The organism is Aeromonas sp. TW 6 (genome assembly GCF_013168745.1).
GTDB classification, from domain to species: domain Bacteria; phylum Pseudomonadota; class Gammaproteobacteria; order Enterobacterales; family Aeromonadaceae; genus Aeromonas; species Aeromonas caviae.
In genome coordinates this window covers 35687-52440 of sequence record NZ_JABERS010000018.1, presented here as the reverse complement: position 1 = coordinate 52440, position 16754 = coordinate 35687, and the positions used below count along the sequence as shown (strand labels likewise).

Genomic DNA, 16754 nt, shown 5'->3' with positions numbered 1-16754 from the left:
CATCGGTAATAAACTGCATCCCTAACCCTCTTCTCTGGCACAGGCTGTATTACAGTAGTTTACCTTTAACAGTCAATCGCGCAAGGGGTATTTCACTGTTTCACACCGAGTTTTTTAGGGGCATTTTGACCGGTTTTTGGCGCGTGCTGGTGGCTGTCCTTAAAGGAGCCGCTAGTGGTGGTGATCGTCCACCAGCTCCTCATCGTAGTGAAACGCCAGCGTCACTCTGCTTGGGGTGAGATCGGAGTCGTGACTTTCCAGCAGGGACGGGAGGCAATCCCAGACGGCGGCCTCCAGAGAGCCTTTGTGGGCAGCCTTAAGCGAAAGGCCAATCTTCTGGCAGGTGGCGTGTAGCAACCCGTTTTGCTGGGATACTTTCACCGGCAAGCGAACCCTCTCACGGGTTGGCCGCCGTTCGATGGAGGAGATCAACGCAGAGGTTGAGATGGCAAAGTGGCTCACGGACTCCCACACGGCCACTTTCAGCTCCCCATGCAGTTTGGTCAGCCGCGCTTTGATAGCGTCGTGCTCAGGGTCATCAGGGTGGTGGGAGCGCCAGATCTGCTGAAGCGTACTGGTGAGGTCGCTCAGAGTGAGGTGGTGGATTGCAGGGCCGATTTCGCTCTCCCCGAGTTGTGCCACCCGAAAGTCATAGTCGTATCCCGCCATGGTGAAGCAGCGCCTCACCAGCAGTTCGCCTTGCTGCTTGTCCGTGAAGCAGGCGTGAGCCGTTGCGATAAAGTCAGCACGCGACACGAAGACTTCGCCACGGACATGGGTAAAGCGCACCGGCCTGCCTTCGTGAAGACAGGTGAGCAACTTGCTCTGCCTCATAAAATCCCTTTCATGTGTGGGCATATGGTTGCCCTGACGCATTATGCGAAACCGCTGATCCAAAAAACAAGCCATATCACGGCGTGATGGGGCATAGCTGCACTGGCAAAGAGAGTGATCAAAAACAAGCCATATCATGGAGCTATAGGGCTTAGAGCCACTGCAAATGCGGCTGATCCAAAAACAAGCCATATCAGGGGCGAGAGGGGGCATTGCGCCACTGCCAAGGCGGCTCGCCGGGATAGAGCCCTTGGCCCAACCCCTCTTCTACTGGGCTCCCTGTGGCCACCAGGTAAACGCTTTGCCAACGGAGGAGAGAATACAGCGCGGACATTCAGTGTCTGGTCCAGAACGGCCACCGGGCGTGCGAGCAGCTGCTGGGATGGGAGGCATTGGGGTAATCGACCCAGACTGGGATGAGTTAGTGTGCTGGCTGTCCTGAACGGACGTGGATGGGCTGCGTGGCAGTGGAGGAGTCGGCCGACGTGGGTGGGACGTCAATCCCGACCGGTAAGCGACGCTCTGGTTTTCATCGCTCCGGGTTTCACGAAGTCCACGCAAGATCCTGACAATGGGCAACCCGGAATAGTATGGAGTTTGGGGTTATCTCTGAGGTTATCCACCGGCCAGATCCAATAACAGATCCTAAAGAGATCCTGATAGTACCTAATAGATCCCCATACCACGCCAGCCCTGTCGTGGCGCGGCTTACAGGCCGATGCGGTGTATGCCGACAGGGAGGATGGTGTACGCCGACTGGGTGGGTGGTGTACGTCGAGTGGGTTTTTGGTGTACGCCGACAGGGTTGGTGGTGTATCCCGACAGGGTATTTTGGGGTCTCATCCACATCCACCAGCATTCAACTCAACCGCTGTATTTTCAATGTATTACAGCCACATTCTGGGAATAAGGCTAACAGCCATCTGCCATGTTATCCACATCCACGGAGACCAGATCACGCCCTATTTGCGCTTCTGTGCGACCCTGGCTGCTCGTCTTGCCACCCCTGAGACCTTGTGATGAGCCCCGAACATGGCCGGAATCAGTCTGGTCTAGGGCCTTAAACTGCTGTTCTGGTAGTTCCTGCGTGCTCCGATATGGCGAAAAAGAGCCATGCGGGTCTAAAAACAGCCTCCGGTGTACTCTGAGTGGGTTATCTAGGGGGAAGGTGTATTACAGCTGGGTAAAGTAAATGGCGGTCTCCATCTGGGGCTTTTATCTGACTTGGTGTATGCCGAGTGGGTAGAAATGACGGAAATGCCCATGTGAAGCGACGTGCTGGGTGGGTGTATGCCGAGTGGGATGCACAACCAATAGCCCCCAAATGAGGCAGCTCTCTTGGTCGGTGTATGCCGAGTGGGTAGAGATGACGGCAATTCCCGTGTGAAGCGACGTACAGGGTGGGTGTATGCCGAGTGGGATGCGCAACCATTAGCGCCCAGATGACGCTATTTTCTCGGTCGGTGTATGCCGAGTGGGATAGGTGTATGCCGAGTGGGTAAAGTGAGGGCCTGTGTAAGGCAGTGTTAATGTCCGTTGGTACCAACGACTCGTTGATTGTGTGCTGTGACCCGCAAATACCGCGAGAGGTGTACTCTAATTGGGCTCGTTGGTGTATTCTAATTTGGCAATAATTAACGGGGGCCGCATGGGTCAGATAGACAATCCGCTACCAAGCACTGATACCACTGGCCTGTACGACGGTAAGACGCTGGTCATCACCAGCGCGACGAGTGTTCAACCTAACGTGTTGCTTCGTACCGGTGTGTTCACGCCGGTTGGCCGCACGACCGACGCGACCGAAGTCAAAACGCTGGACCTGAGCGCCGACCTGATCAGCCTCGATCTGTGTCAGACCGAAGGTTACGACCATGTGCAGATGCGGGGCCCACGGCTGAACATCGAAACGGATTTTCGGGTGTGGTGCGGCATTGTGTTTGTCTTCGCCACACAAGGCTATTCCGCTAACACCGTGAAGTTGCCGTTTTCCGAGTTTGCGAGAAAGTGCGGTTATCCTAGCAGGCGCTTCGATGCGAATCTTAGACGCCAAATTGGCGATTCGCTGGCACGCATTCAGGGCCAAAAGATGTCGTTCCGGCGTAAGAGCGCGGAGAAGGCCGTTCATACAGGGATGCTGTTACGGGCCATGTACGACGGTGAGGAAGATGTCGTCGAATTGATGGCCGACGAAACCCTCTGGGATCTCTACCGGCTGGATCATCAGGTGCTGGTCAGTCTGCAAATTCTCAAAATGCTGCCCCGAGCGGAAGTCGCCCAGACGTTATATCTGTTCTTCTCGTCGCTACCCAATAACCCGGTGCCGGTGTCATTCGAGCGGCTGCGTGAACGGGTCAGGCTTGAGACGTCGGACAAAGAGGCCAACCGCAAGATCAAGCAGGGGATCATGAAACTCCAAGCCATCGGTTATCTGTCAGGCTCGTTCCTTACAAAGAATCGGCAGCAGTATTACATCGTTCATGGCCGGGTGAAGCAGCTGGCGGTGCCTGTTGGTGTAGTGCCTGTCGATGTGGAGCCAGTTGATTTGGATTGATTGCTCGCTGTCCGCGAAAGACAATCTGAGTCTGCGCTCTCCCTCTGGTGCCCGTTCTGATGCCCGATCTTCTTGAGCTGTCTCCCCTCATTGTGCCACTGGCGGTCCTGCTGAGTATTCCCGCTTTGTGCGCCCTGCAAGAGTGGGCTCACGCACAGATGCAGCGTGTGTTGGGCTATCGACCCTTTTTGGTCCTGAGTTTCCCCGGCGTCGTGGCACACGAGTTGGCCCACGCGACCCTCAACGTGCTGTTTCTCCATCGTATCGACAAGATCAACTGGTTTGGCCCCCATCCAGCGCGGGGCAATCGGGTCACGCTAGGTTTCGTCCAGTACCGCTACAACCCGTTGTCCTCTTACCAGACACTCGGACTGGTGGTCTCGGCGCTGGCCCCGGCGCTGCTGTGCCCGCTGCTCATTAGCGGGCTGCTTAGCCTGACCGGACAGGGCGAACCCGGCACGCTGTCTCTTGTTTCCGCCCCAGACTTTTTGGCGGCATCTCGTGACTGGCGTTCTGGTCTGCTACTGCTCCTGTGCTACTCAGTGGCGCTGCACTCCACTCCGAGCATTGCCGATTACCGGATGGCCGAGCATGGTCTCACCCTCAAGGCGGGAGTTGCGCTTACCGCAGTGGTGGTAGCTGGATCCATCCTCTGGTCGATGCTCAGCGGCTGGTTTGCGCTGGACGGCTGGCAGGAGCAGGCCCTCGCACTGCTGGGCAGGCTGGGCGACTGCTGGCTGGAGGGCATGGTGTTCAGCGTCGTGACATTGCTGGCGACCAATGCGTTGTTGCTACTGCTTAGCGTCGTCCTGCTGCGGCAGGCCCGTTGAGGGACCAGAGAGGCCACCAGCTGAGACCGGCATGTTCCAGGCAAACCTTGGCTGAAGACAACCCGGTGCACTGATAATGTCTGTGCTGGACATTACCCACTCGAGAGCGGACAAACGACCCAGCTGCCGGGATGAGGTCTGCATCCGAGGTACCAGGTCATGCCGGGCAGAAGAGGCGGCCGGTAGTCGCTGACCCACCCGGACATTCATGGTCCGGTCCAGACCGAGCACCGGGTGTGCAACCTGGCGCTGCCGGGCAGCACTAAGCGATGATGAACCTGGGCTTTGGCTGTACCATCAAGTCAGAGAGTTTGTTGATCGGGGGGGTTATGGAGGAGTGGTCGGTGCAACTGCCGGACGACGTAGAACGACGGCTACAGAGGTTGGCTCAATCTACTGGCAGGACTTTATCCGAGCTCGCAAGACAGGCCATCTCGGAGTATCTGGCGCGTGAGGAGTTGCAGGTCGAGCAGATAGGGGCGGCACTGCGCGAGGCTGACGCGGGTGACTTCGGCCCTGAGCAGGAGATGGATCAATGTCATGAGGGCCTGCTGAGTGAGGCAGACCGGATCACGGAGAGAGTGCGCAAGGGGGAAGAGCGGTTGCACCCACTCGATGTAGTAGAGCGTGACCTTGGGCTCGATGGCCAGCCCTGACGCCACTTACCCGGCGGCGCTACTGCGAGTACCGCATGGACAGTCATGAACCGGTGCAGGATCCAGGCACGCGCCCCGGCATCAGCTTCCTTCGAGGACTGGCACTGTCTGAGCCGGGAACGACTGCTCCAGGTCACCGTAAATGCCATCGTCAACCAGCGATTCCCACGCCGGGTTTTGCTTGATCACCTCTTCATCGGGCGCAAAACGTAACCGGACTGTACCGGGGGTGAGGTAGGGGAAGTTGGCCTTAAGGAACCCATCCAGATAGCTCCACGCATCATGTACCAACTCTGTTAGGCTCTCATTTCTCTCGGTCAGCGAAATGCCTTCCACGGTCGCTGCATAGCGAAAGCCATCACACTCCGTATCGTATATGAATACATTGACCACAAGCACTGGGCGGTTGCGCCAGCGGGTTGCTCGCTGCTGGACTATCGCATCGGGTATCTCAGGCGGAAGTTTGAAGTGTCGCCGTGCATTCATGTGCGCGACCTGTAGCCAGCCATCCAGAAAGGCCAGCCGATCTAACGTCTCGTCGTGGTATTTAAACTTGGCGTAGTGTCTTCCCCATTCTTTGACCCCAGCCTTTGCCAGAGCCGTGATGGAGCAGAAGTTGATGGCCTCTGCGACCTTGTTCTTTTCCACGCGAAGGATCCGGAAATCAGCGTCATCTGCCACCATGTTGAGGGCGCTTTTGATGACTAGGTCGCTCAACATGTGGTGGTCTTTTCTCCAATCACCGTCAGGTGAGATGAAACAAAAGCGCGTGACACGGATGAAGTCATCCTTGGGGAGATACACTTCGTCGTCCACCAGCACGAAGCGCACAGGTGTTCCCTCATGACGCTGGACGAAACATGGACTTATGGGCCTCATAAGAACTTCCTTTGACTCAATCGAGCCAACCCAGTATGCGAATCCCGAGAGTCGGGTGCAAGACGCAAACCTTCACGTCGCTCCAGGTGAAAGTGGCAAAGGGTTGTTCTTGTCCCGGCGGGACTGGCAGGAGGATGTGACCTTGAATACAGCCGGGTTGTCCTGGTAACTCCAGGCGATGAAGGGGGTGGGCGTCCCTGACGGACGGCGAGAGTTTAGAGCAGGCCAGGTCATCTCCGGGTACCGTGGCGCTGAGCGCCCGGTTCCGGTGCGGCCCCCCTCCGATAAAAAACCATACCAGCGATGATCATTTATCCGGGGGGGGGAGACCTAAAGACTTATGCAGGGGGTTTTGCGGGTGGTTCGATGGCAAACTCCTCCCTGCATCTGGTAACCGGAGGTTCCCAGCCTGAAGAGACGGATGCGCCTCAATCATCATCTAGCATCAGATCGTTGTACCTCTGCTCTTCTTCTTCACGAGCCTTACACCGGCTGCAGATCGTGTCGTTTTGATGGATTTCTCCATCACGACCGTTGCTGTAGCGCTCGCTGTCCACAGTACAGCCGCATCTCCGGCAGTTATGGTAATAGGTAGTCATGGCGTGTCCTTGCGTGGTAGGGGATACAGCCTTAAGGGTATCCGCTCATGCCACACCCCGCGACCCGTCCACGCCGGTCGTTCCAGGGCGACGCAAGCCCGCTGTCCTAGCCGGACGCCCACCTGGTGGATTGCAGCCAATTGCACAGGCCCTTCACCCCGAGCTGTCCATCCCGGTGAGCAAGACCTGCTTTAGGCCAGCGCCAGACACCCGGAAGAATGCCCCCAGCATCACTGAAAATTATTTTCGAGCGCTTTCCCTGATATGTACGGATCGCCAACCTTGCTAGGGGCTTTGCCACAAGCGGTTTGCGGCGATCTCACGCACAAAATACCGCGCACATATCTTCGCGCACAGCGCCAATTTGGGCCTTGGCAATCAGTAAGTTATGAGTAATCTGACCCCACAATCATTATGGAATTACTGGATGCCAAGGAGTTGTAGATGGGATCATTGAGGTCAATGATGCGTGGTCTGTTTTACCCCGAGCGCGGGGTCTCAATGGACAAGTACAGGAAAATGAGTGAGCGTGCCGAAGAAGGATTCAATCTGGTTTTACGCGAGGTAGAGAGGAACAACCGCTTATTGGCCCAGAATGACCGGCTGCTCGACAAGATAGAACTCCTCATAACAGATCACGTCGCTTCCACCCAGACCATCCGAGAGTTAACCCAACGGCTAGACGATGTGTGTGAGTCTTGGGAGGAAGACGTGTCGACCATTAAGAAGTTAGAAAACGAACTGCGTGCAGCCGGGCTGCGTGTGACCATAGAGGAAGAAGCGCGGGGTGAGGAACAGACAACCCACTGACTAGCCTATTGGAATGCGGCTATGAAATAGCGCCCACACGACCAACGTCAGCCCGGCACTGTCGGGCTTTCACTTCCCCCTCCACCCATCTATCGCTTTCTGTCAGGGCAAGAGCTAAAGACGCTCACCGGGCAGGACATCCTCGCTCGAACACCGCGCCTCCAGCCCACGCCACCCTGCTCGACCCGCTCCGCCCGTGGCCACCTGGTGATGTCGTCCGCTTCACCGGTTAAAGTCCGCGGCGGATCCGCACACACGCTTCCGGGCCGAGGAGATGTCGGCCGACACTCCAGCACCGGGGTGGCACCCGCGTGCAGCCGGACCTGAAGACGCCGCCGGGCCCACGATCTCCTCCATGGACATTCAAGAAGCTCGAACTGGCGTGCCAGCAGCTGCTCGGTGACGTCGGGCTCCAGTTTTCCCCGAGGAGAGGGCAGGCGACGCAACCTTGACGCCCCGTGACGTGGCTGGCCACCAGGTGGCACGCATCAACCACCGGGCCTACCTTCCTGCACGGACTTCTACGGCTCAATCTGCCGTTCTGGCTCGATGAGGAGCGCGCGGGTCACCCAACTGCTGCGCCAGTTTGCACCGGGGTGCTGACCTGGCGGAAGACGTGACTGAAGACGTCGTCGGGTCTCAAATTCCTTCGAGGACAACGACAGGCTCATCCTGCAGGGTTTCCTGGCCACGAAGACTTCGTCGAACTCCAGCACTGGGGTGGGGCCACCGGCGGGACGAAAACCTCGGTACTTCCCCGTCCTGCGCGGAAGTCAGCGGGTTGGATCTGATCCCGGCGATGTCAGCTGACGTGAGTCGCGTGCCCGTCGGTACCGGGAGATGACCAGGCTGAAGACGTGAGATCCGGTCGATTATGTCCGCGAAGGACATCCAGGGTGCCATGCAGCCGGGTTTACCAGGCACGAAGACTTCGTCGAACTCTAGCACCGGGGTGGGGCCACCGGCGGCACGCGCGAAACCTCGGGGACAGGCTCCATTACGGACGCCCACTGTGGCAACCCGGCGGAGCAGATGTCGGCCGACGTGAGTCGCGTGACCGTCGGTACCGGGGTAGACCAGGCTGAAGACATCAGACCGGCACGATTTTGTCCGGCATGGACAACGGCGCTCGAGAACTTGCGTGCGAGCAGCAGCTGGATGAGAACTGCCTCCAGCGTGCATGGCCACCAGGAGAAGTGATGAGCTCCCTCGGCTCGGCTTCCGCCAAGGACAGGCAAGGGGTGAAACCGGCGGAGGAGATGTCGGCCGACACGCCTGCACCGGGGTGGCCACCGGCGGAGCAGCGTCCTGCGATAAACCGGCGGGAGAAAAACGGAAAGTGAAAGTGGAGGACGGACAGCCTCGCCCGGCACCGTGCGCTCCAGCCTGGTCGCTGCGCCTGTCAACCCGCTTTACTGGGTTGACCCCGGCGTTGAGAACGCCCAGCACGCTGCCAGGTGTTTACCAGGTGAAGTGCAGATCCCGGGATATTGTCGTCCTGCCCGGACATCGAGAGGGTCATGTTGGCCGAGGAGCCGCCGGACGACGCGCGTCGAGCGCCCGTCGGTACCAGGGCGTTCCAGGCAAACGTGATGAGCTCGGACCCAGATCTTCCTGCACGGACAACCACGGGCCCAAACCGGCGGAGGAGATGTCGGCCGACAGCACTCGAACATCCGTCGGTACTGGCCACGCCGGGTGATCACCTGGGAGATGGCTGCGCGTCGGGGCTTAATTGTCCTGAAAGGACGGGCGGGTGGGGCCGGGCGGCGGAGATGTGCCCGGCCTTGTGCGTGAGTAAAGGGTGGGGTGCTATCGTGACGACGTCCTGCGAGCCCTCATGGATTTGAAAGCCGTCTCGTCCTGTTCGAGATCACGCTCGATGCGCTTCTGCTCCAGATAGGCGAGCAATTCCATTTGAGATTGAACGCGCTTCAATGCCTCGGCAGTCTCGTACTCCTTGAGGGCACTTGCGCTCTCTTGTTGTTTAAGCCTTGCGAGGATGTGTTTCTGGGTGGCCTGAATGTCGCGCACCCACTTAAACCCTCGATAAATCGCGTACCCAGTGGCACAAGCTAAGACGACCAGATAAACGTCAAAGCTCAGCGTGAGAGCAGAAAAACTCATAAAATCGCCTCGGTAATTGCCCAGATATGGTGAAACATATCAAAAGCAGGCAGACACGTCAGTACGGGGAGCCCGGTACCGGCGGGAAAGCCAAGTGAAGGTGAATGTGGGTGACGGACAACCATGTGGGGACGCTGGCCGCTGCAGTCAGCTCGGGTAGCCGGACCTCCAGCGGATCTGGGGTGGTGCCGACAGGCGCGACCCGAGATGAGATCGCCCAGCACGCTGCCAGGAGTTTACCTGGTGAGTTGCAGATACAGGGAGGCTACCGTCCTGCCCGGACATCGTGAGGGGCAATGTGCCCGAGGAGATGTCGGCCGACGTGAGTCGAGTGCCCGTTGGTACCGCGGTGCCGCCGGGCTGAAGACGTGAGTTCCGGGTGTGCGCGTCCTTCACGGACAACGTCGGTCAAGCTCTGCAGGGATTCCAGGGAACGAAGCGCTCGTCGAACTCCAGCACCGCTGGTGGCCACAGGCGTGTTGCCGACCTGAAGACGCAGCCGGGCGCTTGGTGTACTGGAAGGACTTTATCACTCGAGAGCTGACATGCGACGCGCGGTGGGGTGAGGGGAGGGTGGCGAACTGAGTTGCGTTGGTCTTACCGGGAACCATGAACCGGCGCTCTATGAGCCACTATCCAGTCCGCCGAAATCTCGCAGTGAGTGACAAGCAGGGTAGGGTTGGCACACCGGGTACCAAACCGGCCAGCTTTGCAGCTGCCCCACCAAGCTCGTCATTTTGGGTGGCGGACCAGCTGACGTTGGCGGAACGGTTGGATCAAACCGTCGCTCCAAAGAGTCGTCAAACCATGGAGCCATCAACTAGCTCGCCATGGGTCGCATAATATCAAAGCGATCAATGAGATGGAACCAAAGAGAAGGCCCGTCCCGGTGCCTCTCCACTCGATGTCCTCGTCAGACAAGCAAGGGGCACTCCGACCTCACCAAGCTGCCTTACCAGCCTGCTGGTGCGGGCAGCGTCAGGATTTAGTCCACCTCTCGCTCTTCTAAAGTCCCTATCGCTCAGTCACTTATCGAAAGGCTGGACTAAATCGCTCTCCGGGGAAGAAAACTCGTCCACCCACCAGCTCGGGTTGCTACTGGCAACAACCGGGTCGGCCCGGCGCTGCAGCTGCGTGCTCATCATCTCCTTCGTGGACTTTCACCGGCCTTCACCGAAACGGCGACCTGGGGGGGCTGGTGGCCTTACCGGCGCAGCGGTGCTGGCCACCGAGTGATCACCAGGTAATCCGGATGAGCTCCGGCGCTCAGGCTCCGGCAAGGACGGGCACAAGAGCAAACCGGCGGAGGAGATGTCGGCCGACGCTCCAGCACCGGGGTGGCCACCGGCGGCACGCGGGAAATCTCGGGATCAGGCTCCGCTACGGACGGTAGGTGGTGCGGGTTGGCCGAGGAGCAGGCCCGCGGCGCGGGTCGAGTGCCCGTCGGTACCTGGGCGTTTGCCTGGCTGAAGTCGCGGTGAGGGCGCTCAAACTCCTGCCCGGACAGAGACGGGGTTGCCTGCAGTGTTTCCTGGCCATCTAAGTGTTCGTCGAACTCCGGCACCGGGGTGGCCACCGGCGGCACGCGCGAGCTCCGGTGGCTGAGGTCCGGCGAGGACAGGGGCAGGGTGAATTGCCCGAGGAGTTGGCCCGAGTACCCGGTCGCACGCCCGTCGGTACCGCGGTGACACCAGGCTGAAGGCACGGGTTAGGCGCTCAAATTCCGCCATGGACAAGGGCTGGGGGTCATTGCTCTGCTGTTGTCAGCAACGCACCTGGCGTGTCTCTTGTGGCGGGACGTTGTCTCTCAGTTATAATGAGGTGTACAATGTACACCACTAAAGGCCCCTAGAGAGTAATTGGCGCTTGAGTCACGCTATCGAGTTTATCGAAACCTCCATTTTCACCAAACAGATTAAGGCGCTTGCGACTGACGATGAATTGAAGTCGTTGCAGGTTGAATTGATTGCCGACCCCGAAAAGGGGGATCTGATCCAAGGTACAGGTGGCTTGCGTAAGGTCCGGATGGCGACTGGGCAGCAAGGGAAGAGTGGCAGTGCCAGAGTGATTTACTTCCTGGCTCATGCTGAAAAAATCTATCTCGTGCTGGCTTATTCCAAAAGCGAGAAGTCCAGCCTGACAGCCGCGGAAAAAGCAATATTGAAGAAACTGACCGCACAGTTAAAAGATGAGGATTGATATGAGCATGTTCAATGAGTTGCAAGCCTCTCTGGAAGAGGCCATCGCCATCAAGCAGGGCCGCAGCGAGGCATCAGAATTGACCCGCTATGAGGTGGCTGATGTAAAGGCGATCCGTGCGGCCCTCGATCTCTCGCAGCAGGAATTTGCTATCGGGCTTGGTACCAGTGTGGATACGGTCAAGAGCTGGGAAACCCGCCGCCGCAATCCAACCGGGCTGACTGCTAAGGTGCTGGCACTTCTTCAAGAGCGGCCCGAACTGTTCCGCGAACTGGCGGCCCATTGAAGGCCAGATGATATTGATCCTTTCAGAGCGGAGGTAGGCTAGGTTATCCCTTCTCCCGCCCTACGCGCGTCGAGTACCCGAGAACCCGGTCGCACGCCAGTCGGTACTGCGGTGTTCCCTGGCTGAAGATGCTGGTGGGTAGGTAAATTTCCGCCACGGACAGAGATGGGGGTTATCTGCAGCGTTTCCTGGCCGACGAAGTGTTCGTCGAACTCCAGCACTGGTCGTGGCCACCGGCGGCACGCGCGAGCTCCGGCGGCTAAGGTCCGCCACGGACGGGCAGGTGTGGGATGATGGAGGGGATGTCGGCCGACACCGGGAGATCTCAAGGATTGCTCCTGCCCGAGGATGTTGGTGCAGGAGCCAAGTCATCTCAATCTTGTCTCAATCGTCCTTGGAGCTATGTGGTTGCGCCGCTCCCAGGGTCTTAGCTTCCGCCTTGAACAGGTTCTTGCTCCACTCTTTGGCTTCCGCTTCCAACACCGTACCAGCGTGGGCGTTATTGGGAAACGTCTCGGGTAACACAAGCGTCTGTTGGACTATGTAAAGCACGCCAGCAAGTGCCGCCGTGGCTACCACGATGCGATGGGGCGTAATGCGCAGCCACTTCCGGAGCTCGTCCCTCGCGTGTGGGAAGGGCAGCTTATCGCTGTCCTTGCCGGACGGAATGTGCTCGTCCCCCGGCTTGACCTTATGTTGCCAGACACCCACCGCGATCGAGCGGTCCCCATGTCCCTGCAGTACACCAAAGCGCACCTTGTCCCCCAGTTGTGGGCGCTGGCCATCATGGCAATAGGCGGAGATATGGAAGAAAAACTCGCGCATGGTGTGCGCTTCCCTGACAAAACCAAACCCCTTATCGTCGTACCAGACAACCACTGTTCCATCTGTTCGCATCTCACATCCCTCTCGTACTGCCTATCGAATGCCCACTGCCGCTCTCCGGGGAAGAAAACTCAATCTCGCTACCCACCAGCCCGGCCTGGTGATCACCGCATGGCCTCCTACCTTCAGCCGATGTCCTCAACGGACGGGCACCTGGTGGTCAGTGCCCGAACTGCGCCTCGCACGGTTCTCCGTCGTGATTGCCATCGAGCTTGGTGTTGGGGCAGTTGTCGAGGAAGAACTTGGCCTCCTCATACGAGCCCATCTCTGAGCAATAAGTTCGCCCGTCGCAACTAAATTGGCTGGCCGCGACATCGAGGTTGTCATCCTGCTGCTCGTCGACAGCGCTTGAGTTGACCTGGCTCATCTGCGCGGTGGGTTGAGTGTCTTGGCCGGACAATAATGGCTTGGCAGCCCAGTACCCACCCGCCAGCAACGCCACACTCATCAGCAGGGAGGTAAACCTCGGGCGAGTAGATCGCGGATTAGGCCGACGTGGCGACTTGGGGGTGCTCGGGGCTCGATGTGGCTGGTGGACTTTGACCGGTGCCGGTCCATTGCCCCGGTGGACAGACTCTGCACGCGGACGCCCATCTCTCCCTTTCCCTACCTCAAAGCTCACGCTCTCATCAATCCGTGGTGGCACCCCATCTCGGGGGAAAGCCGAGATATGGACGAAATACTCCTCGTGATTCTCCTCGCATCGGATGAACCCGAACCCCTTGTCGCCGTTCCAGCGCACTAACTTACCCTTCAAACGCATCCTTCTTTCCTTCTCATCGGCACCTAACTCGTGATGCCACTGTGCTGTTGACCCCGTCCGTCACGGACTTATTCAGCCTGCTCCATTGCAGGTCTGGGGTCGTGATTGACCAGTATCGCTGCGGCTTCCCGAGCAGATTGCCGGTGTATAACACCCCGTGTTTTGTGGCCTTTTGCTGTATCCTTAAGCACTTATCCACAGAAACGGTTGATATGTCGCTGGATAGGTGTTTATAAGTCATTACTTTGAATGAGTTACGGCTGCTCCCGTGGCACCACGTAATACCATTTTCCGTCGATCTTTTTGCGAAACTCCTTCAGCTCCGAGAGCGGGAAGTTGAAGTAGTGCTCGCCATTTTCACGGAAGTAGGAAGACCGGATAGCAAATCCCTCATCCGTCTCCATCATTGCGTCCCGGTCCTTGCCGCGACCCCATCTCAACCGCTTCATGGTCTCAGCAAAGTCGCTGATTTCTCGCCAGCGATAACCTATGGGGTGCAATGCTGCTGACAGGGCTGATTGGTTGATCTCCTCTTCGTCCATATCCTCGTCTTCCTCCTCGAAGTCATCGTCATCATCTGGGGTAGGCTTGTTGTCCTGCACGACCACTGACTCCTGCTCACTCTCGGGTGTGTTGGACTGCACCTGGGTGACCGGTGTGGGGGCGGGATCCTTGTCCTCCACGGACGAAGGCGCTGGTGGGCTGTCCGGCAGAACAGCGTTCCCGGTGCTTTCGGTCTCTACTACGGCCATCACTTGCTCCTCTTCGTCCCCACGTTGAAGCCGCTCGAATACCGAGACAAACTCGCGGCGGTCTGGCTCCTCGCGCTTTGGCTCGGACACGGCGGCCATGATCTTCTGGCCACGGATACTGAGCTGGCAGCATTCCTCCTGCTGTCCCTGCTCATTGGGCATCATGACCACGTAGCAACGATCTGGGCTTGCCGCTGTTTCGAGGGTCGCTTGTATCGTCTTGCCCTGCGCCAGGGTCTCGATCACCTCGTCCACCTCCTTCAGCAGGTGCTTGGCCAGCAACCCGACTCGTAGATACGAAATGTCATTGATGGTCCGGTACATCAACACGCCGCTGTTGCGCTGCGCACTGCACCAGCTGAGCCACTGCCTTGCCCTGTCCTGATTGTCCTGACCGGACGCCTTGCGCGGCGCTTGAGCAGGCTTTGGCGACTGCACTGGTTCTGGGGTGGGGGTGGTCGGTTCGGCAACCACTTGCTCCGGGGTCGCCGGTGAAGGGCTGTCATCCTGCGGCACGGCTGGCTGTGCTACCTGGACATTGACTGCTACCTCCTGCACCGGGGTGTCCGGGGTCTCCACAGCAACCTCTGGCTCGCTCGACGACTTGGCAGCTCGCTTGGCTTCCAGTTTCTGTTTTCTCGACATGCCTCCATTGCTGGTGGCCGGGGGAGGTGGGGTCTCGTCGTCAGCATCAAGCTCATCGTCATCCGGCAGCTGTTCACTACCGTCTGCACGCTCGGCCAGGCGCTTCTTGACACGAGATCTGGCTCGCTTCTTTTTGCCAGCTTCTGAAACGCTCTCTGCTGCATCGGACTCGTTACCCGCGGCATCAGTATCAGCGTCGTCATCCTCGCTGTCCTGAGAGGACTGAGGCCCATTGGCGTCCGTATTTTCGTAGACGCTTTGGTTCATGGCGGCGTAGTCGTCCCAAAGTGCGCCAGATTCCTCCAGATACTCGTGCTCATAGTCAAAGAGGGGATAGTTGTACTCACTCACGGGAATCTGGTCCGGGTTCCCGCCACCAGTAGCGTCAGCGTGACCGTTCGCTGCCTGGGCAGCCCGTTCTCGTTCCAGCGCCTCTTTCACCGCCTCCTGCAGCGCCTTCTCCTTCTCGGCTTGCGTCGCTTCGGCCTCCGCCTTGGCCTTTTCCTCCAGTTCCTTACGCCGCTTGTGCATCTCCTCGGCGGACAAAATAACGGGCTGGTACAGGGAGCCTTTGCGGTACAGCATCATGTCCCCACCCTTGTTCAAGCACATCAATCCCGGCTGCGACTCAGGCAGCACCACGGACCCATAGGCGTAGTTAACGGACTTGAGCTTGACGAGCGAGAGCCAGGGGCGGTTGATCCGGTTGATGAGCAAGTCCTCTTGGATCTGCCTTGCTTCGTCTTCGGTGAAGTGTCCAGGTGACCAGAAAACGCTTCGGGTCTCTTTGTCCAAACTCTCGATGATGTGCTGCTCGATCAGCCGGTTGTAGATCTCGTTGACGTCGGTCGGGATGGAGACACCGGACGAGCGAATCTCCTCCATGATTGCCTCTATCGCCTGGGTGTAGGCGATGAAAACATCTCCACCAATGAGCCACAGCATCGCCCCCTTGGTGTTGCAGGTCCAATCCGCCGTTAGTCGCTGGCACGCCCTGATGAAGAGCGTTGCCAGCGAAAACTCCCTCCGCCCGGTCTCCTTGACGTGACGGCCCTGTATATCCTTCAGGGTGCTGGCACTGTCAGCGCGACGAAGCGCCAGCGAGATGTATTCTTCCCGCTCCGCGTAGTGCGAGATCGCCTCGTCGATCTCCATATACAGGTTGTCCGTCTTGCAGCTCGACAGATACTCCCTCGCCTCGGTGCTCAGTACGGACATGGTGATGTAGTTCGCGGCCCGCTCATGACTTCGGCCTCGACCGCGCTTGTACTCGACCTGGTAGCTGGCAACCTTATTTTTTAGGGCCCAGGTGGTCAGCGGCTCCACATGTGGAGCCCATACGGTGTTCTTGTCGACACAGGTCACCCTGATGTCAGAAAAAACCTTCCCTACGTCATGGAGTAGGGCGGCAACGAACACCGCGTAGAAGTATCGGGTGCGCCTGATGGTTTCCAGGTCGGGGTACGTTTTGGAGGGCAGGTCGATGTTGTATGCCTCACCCAGTGCGATCTTGGCGACCTCAAGACTGTGTGATAGCAACCCACCCGTTTCGGTGTGGTGATAATCCTCGCTGGCGGGTAGCAAATGAATGTACTCGGCCACCCGTTCTATCACATCGGTTATTAATTTAGTTGGATTGTATTTCGCGTGCGTTGTCGACAGCCCGGAACGCTGGATTATTTCATTGATGGTCCCGCTATGGGGCCGCAAGATGTCCTCGATGGACAAGGGTTGAATACCAATGATTGGCATCGGAGAATAATATACGCCACTCGGGACGATTTGATCTCCCGATACGGTACGGACAACCTGCAACAGTTCATTCCGTGGAGGAGGGCCCTTTTTATTAAAGCGCTTCGCTGTGCGGGCACACCACGCAAAGAGTCGAAAAATTGCGGAATCAACTTGCATACTCACTCCCCAAAAACCCAAAAGGGG

General features: G+C 58.3%; 13 protein-coding genes and 1 pseudogene. 6 read left to right on the top strand and 8 right to left on the bottom strand.

The window, feature by feature from the left end; translation table 11 throughout:
- Positions 1–171: 171 nt before the first annotated feature.
- A complete protein-coding gene (locus tag HKD46_RS10845) occupies positions 172–834 on the bottom strand; it encodes a hypothetical protein (RefSeq protein ID WP_114523068.1) in 663 nt (220 codons plus the stop codon).
- A 1648-nt stretch (positions 835–2482) separates the two neighbouring features.
- On the opposite strand from HKD46_RS10845, the gene HKD46_RS10840 reads away from it, so the two are divergent.
- From HKD46_RS10840 to HKD46_RS10830, 3 genes are all read left to right on the top strand, one after another.
- The gene (locus HKD46_RS10840; RefSeq protein WP_114523069.1) at positions 2483–3385 is read left to right on the top strand and encodes a RepB family plasmid replication initiator protein; all 903 of its coding nucleotides are present in this window, start codon (positions 2483–2485) and stop codon (positions 3383–3385) included.
- 59 nt (positions 3386–3444) lie between these two features.
- Positions 3445–4215, top strand: a complete 771-nt coding sequence (locus HKD46_RS10835; protein WP_114523070.1) for a hypothetical protein — start codon at positions 3445–3447, stop codon at positions 4213–4215.
- A gap of 269 nt (positions 4216–4484) precedes the next feature.
- The gene (locus HKD46_RS10830; protein ID WP_409240928.1) at positions 4485–4871 is read left to right on the top strand and encodes a CopG family ribbon-helix-helix protein; all 387 of its coding nucleotides are present in this window, start codon (positions 4485–4487) and stop codon (positions 4869–4871) included.
- A gap of 81 nt (positions 4872–4952) precedes the next feature.
- On the opposite strand, the gene HKD46_RS10825 is transcribed toward HKD46_RS10830, so the two are convergent.
- On the bottom strand, positions 4953–5702 hold the full coding sequence (locus HKD46_RS10825; protein ID WP_171865425.1) for a hypothetical protein: 750 nt from the start codon (positions 5700–5702) through the stop codon (positions 4953–4955).
- 476 nt (positions 5703–6178) lie between these two features.
- On the bottom strand, positions 6179–6349 hold the full coding sequence (locus HKD46_RS10820) for a hypothetical protein (RefSeq protein ID WP_171865424.1): 171 nt from the start codon (positions 6347–6349) through the stop codon (positions 6179–6181).
- A gap of 444 nt (positions 6350–6793) precedes the next feature.
- Between HKD46_RS10820 and HKD46_RS10815 the strand changes: the two genes are divergently transcribed.
- Positions 6794–7159, top strand: a complete 366-nt coding sequence (locus tag HKD46_RS10815; protein WP_171865423.1) for a hypothetical protein — start codon at positions 6794–6796, stop codon at positions 7157–7159.
- Between the two features lie 1812 nt (positions 7160–8971).
- Here the strand turns inward: HKD46_RS10815 and HKD46_RS10810 are convergent.
- Positions 8972–9286: a hypothetical protein gene (locus tag HKD46_RS10810; RefSeq protein ID WP_114523075.1), complete on the bottom strand. Its 315-nt coding sequence runs from the start codon at positions 9284–9286 to the stop codon at positions 8972–8974.
- A gap of 1866 nt (positions 9287–11152) precedes the next feature.
- Here HKD46_RS10810 and HKD46_RS10805 point away from each other — a divergent pair.
- On the top strand, positions 11153–11485 hold the full coding sequence (locus HKD46_RS10805; RefSeq protein ID WP_114523084.1) for a type II toxin-antitoxin system RelE/ParE family toxin: 333 nt from the start codon (positions 11153–11155) through the stop codon (positions 11483–11485).
- A 1-nt stretch (position 11486) separates the two neighbouring features.
- Complete coding sequence (gene nadS / locus HKD46_RS10800; protein WP_114523085.1) at positions 11487–11771, top strand: NadS family protein; 285 nt, start codon at positions 11487–11489, stop codon at positions 11769–11771.
- A 384-nt stretch (positions 11772–12155) separates the two neighbouring features.
- On the opposite strand, the gene HKD46_RS10795 is transcribed toward nadS, so the two are convergent.
- From HKD46_RS10795 to mobH, 4 genes and pseudogenes are all read right to left on the bottom strand, one after another.
- Positions 12156–12668 carry a cold shock domain-containing protein gene (locus HKD46_RS10795; RefSeq protein WP_114523086.1) on the bottom strand — a complete coding sequence of 171 codons (513 nt, stop codon included), beginning with the start codon at positions 12666–12668 and terminating at the stop codon, positions 12156–12158.
- Between the two features lie 148 nt (positions 12669–12816).
- Positions 12817–13104 (bottom strand): excalibur calcium-binding domain-containing protein, encoded by a 288-nt coding sequence (locus HKD46_RS21360; RefSeq protein ID WP_235673822.1) that lies wholly within the window; start codon positions 13102–13104, stop codon positions 12817–12819.
- 129 nt (positions 13105–13233) lie between these two features.
- Positions 13234–13419, bottom strand: a pseudogene (locus HKD46_RS21620) (cold-shock protein); the annotation flags it as partial.
- A 254-nt stretch (positions 13420–13673) separates the two neighbouring features.
- Positions 13674–16727, bottom strand: coding sequence for a MobH family relaxase (mobH, locus tag HKD46_RS10785; protein WP_161507958.1), 3054 nt, complete (start codon positions 16725–16727; stop codon positions 13674–13676).
- Positions 16728–16754 lie beyond the last annotated feature (27 nt).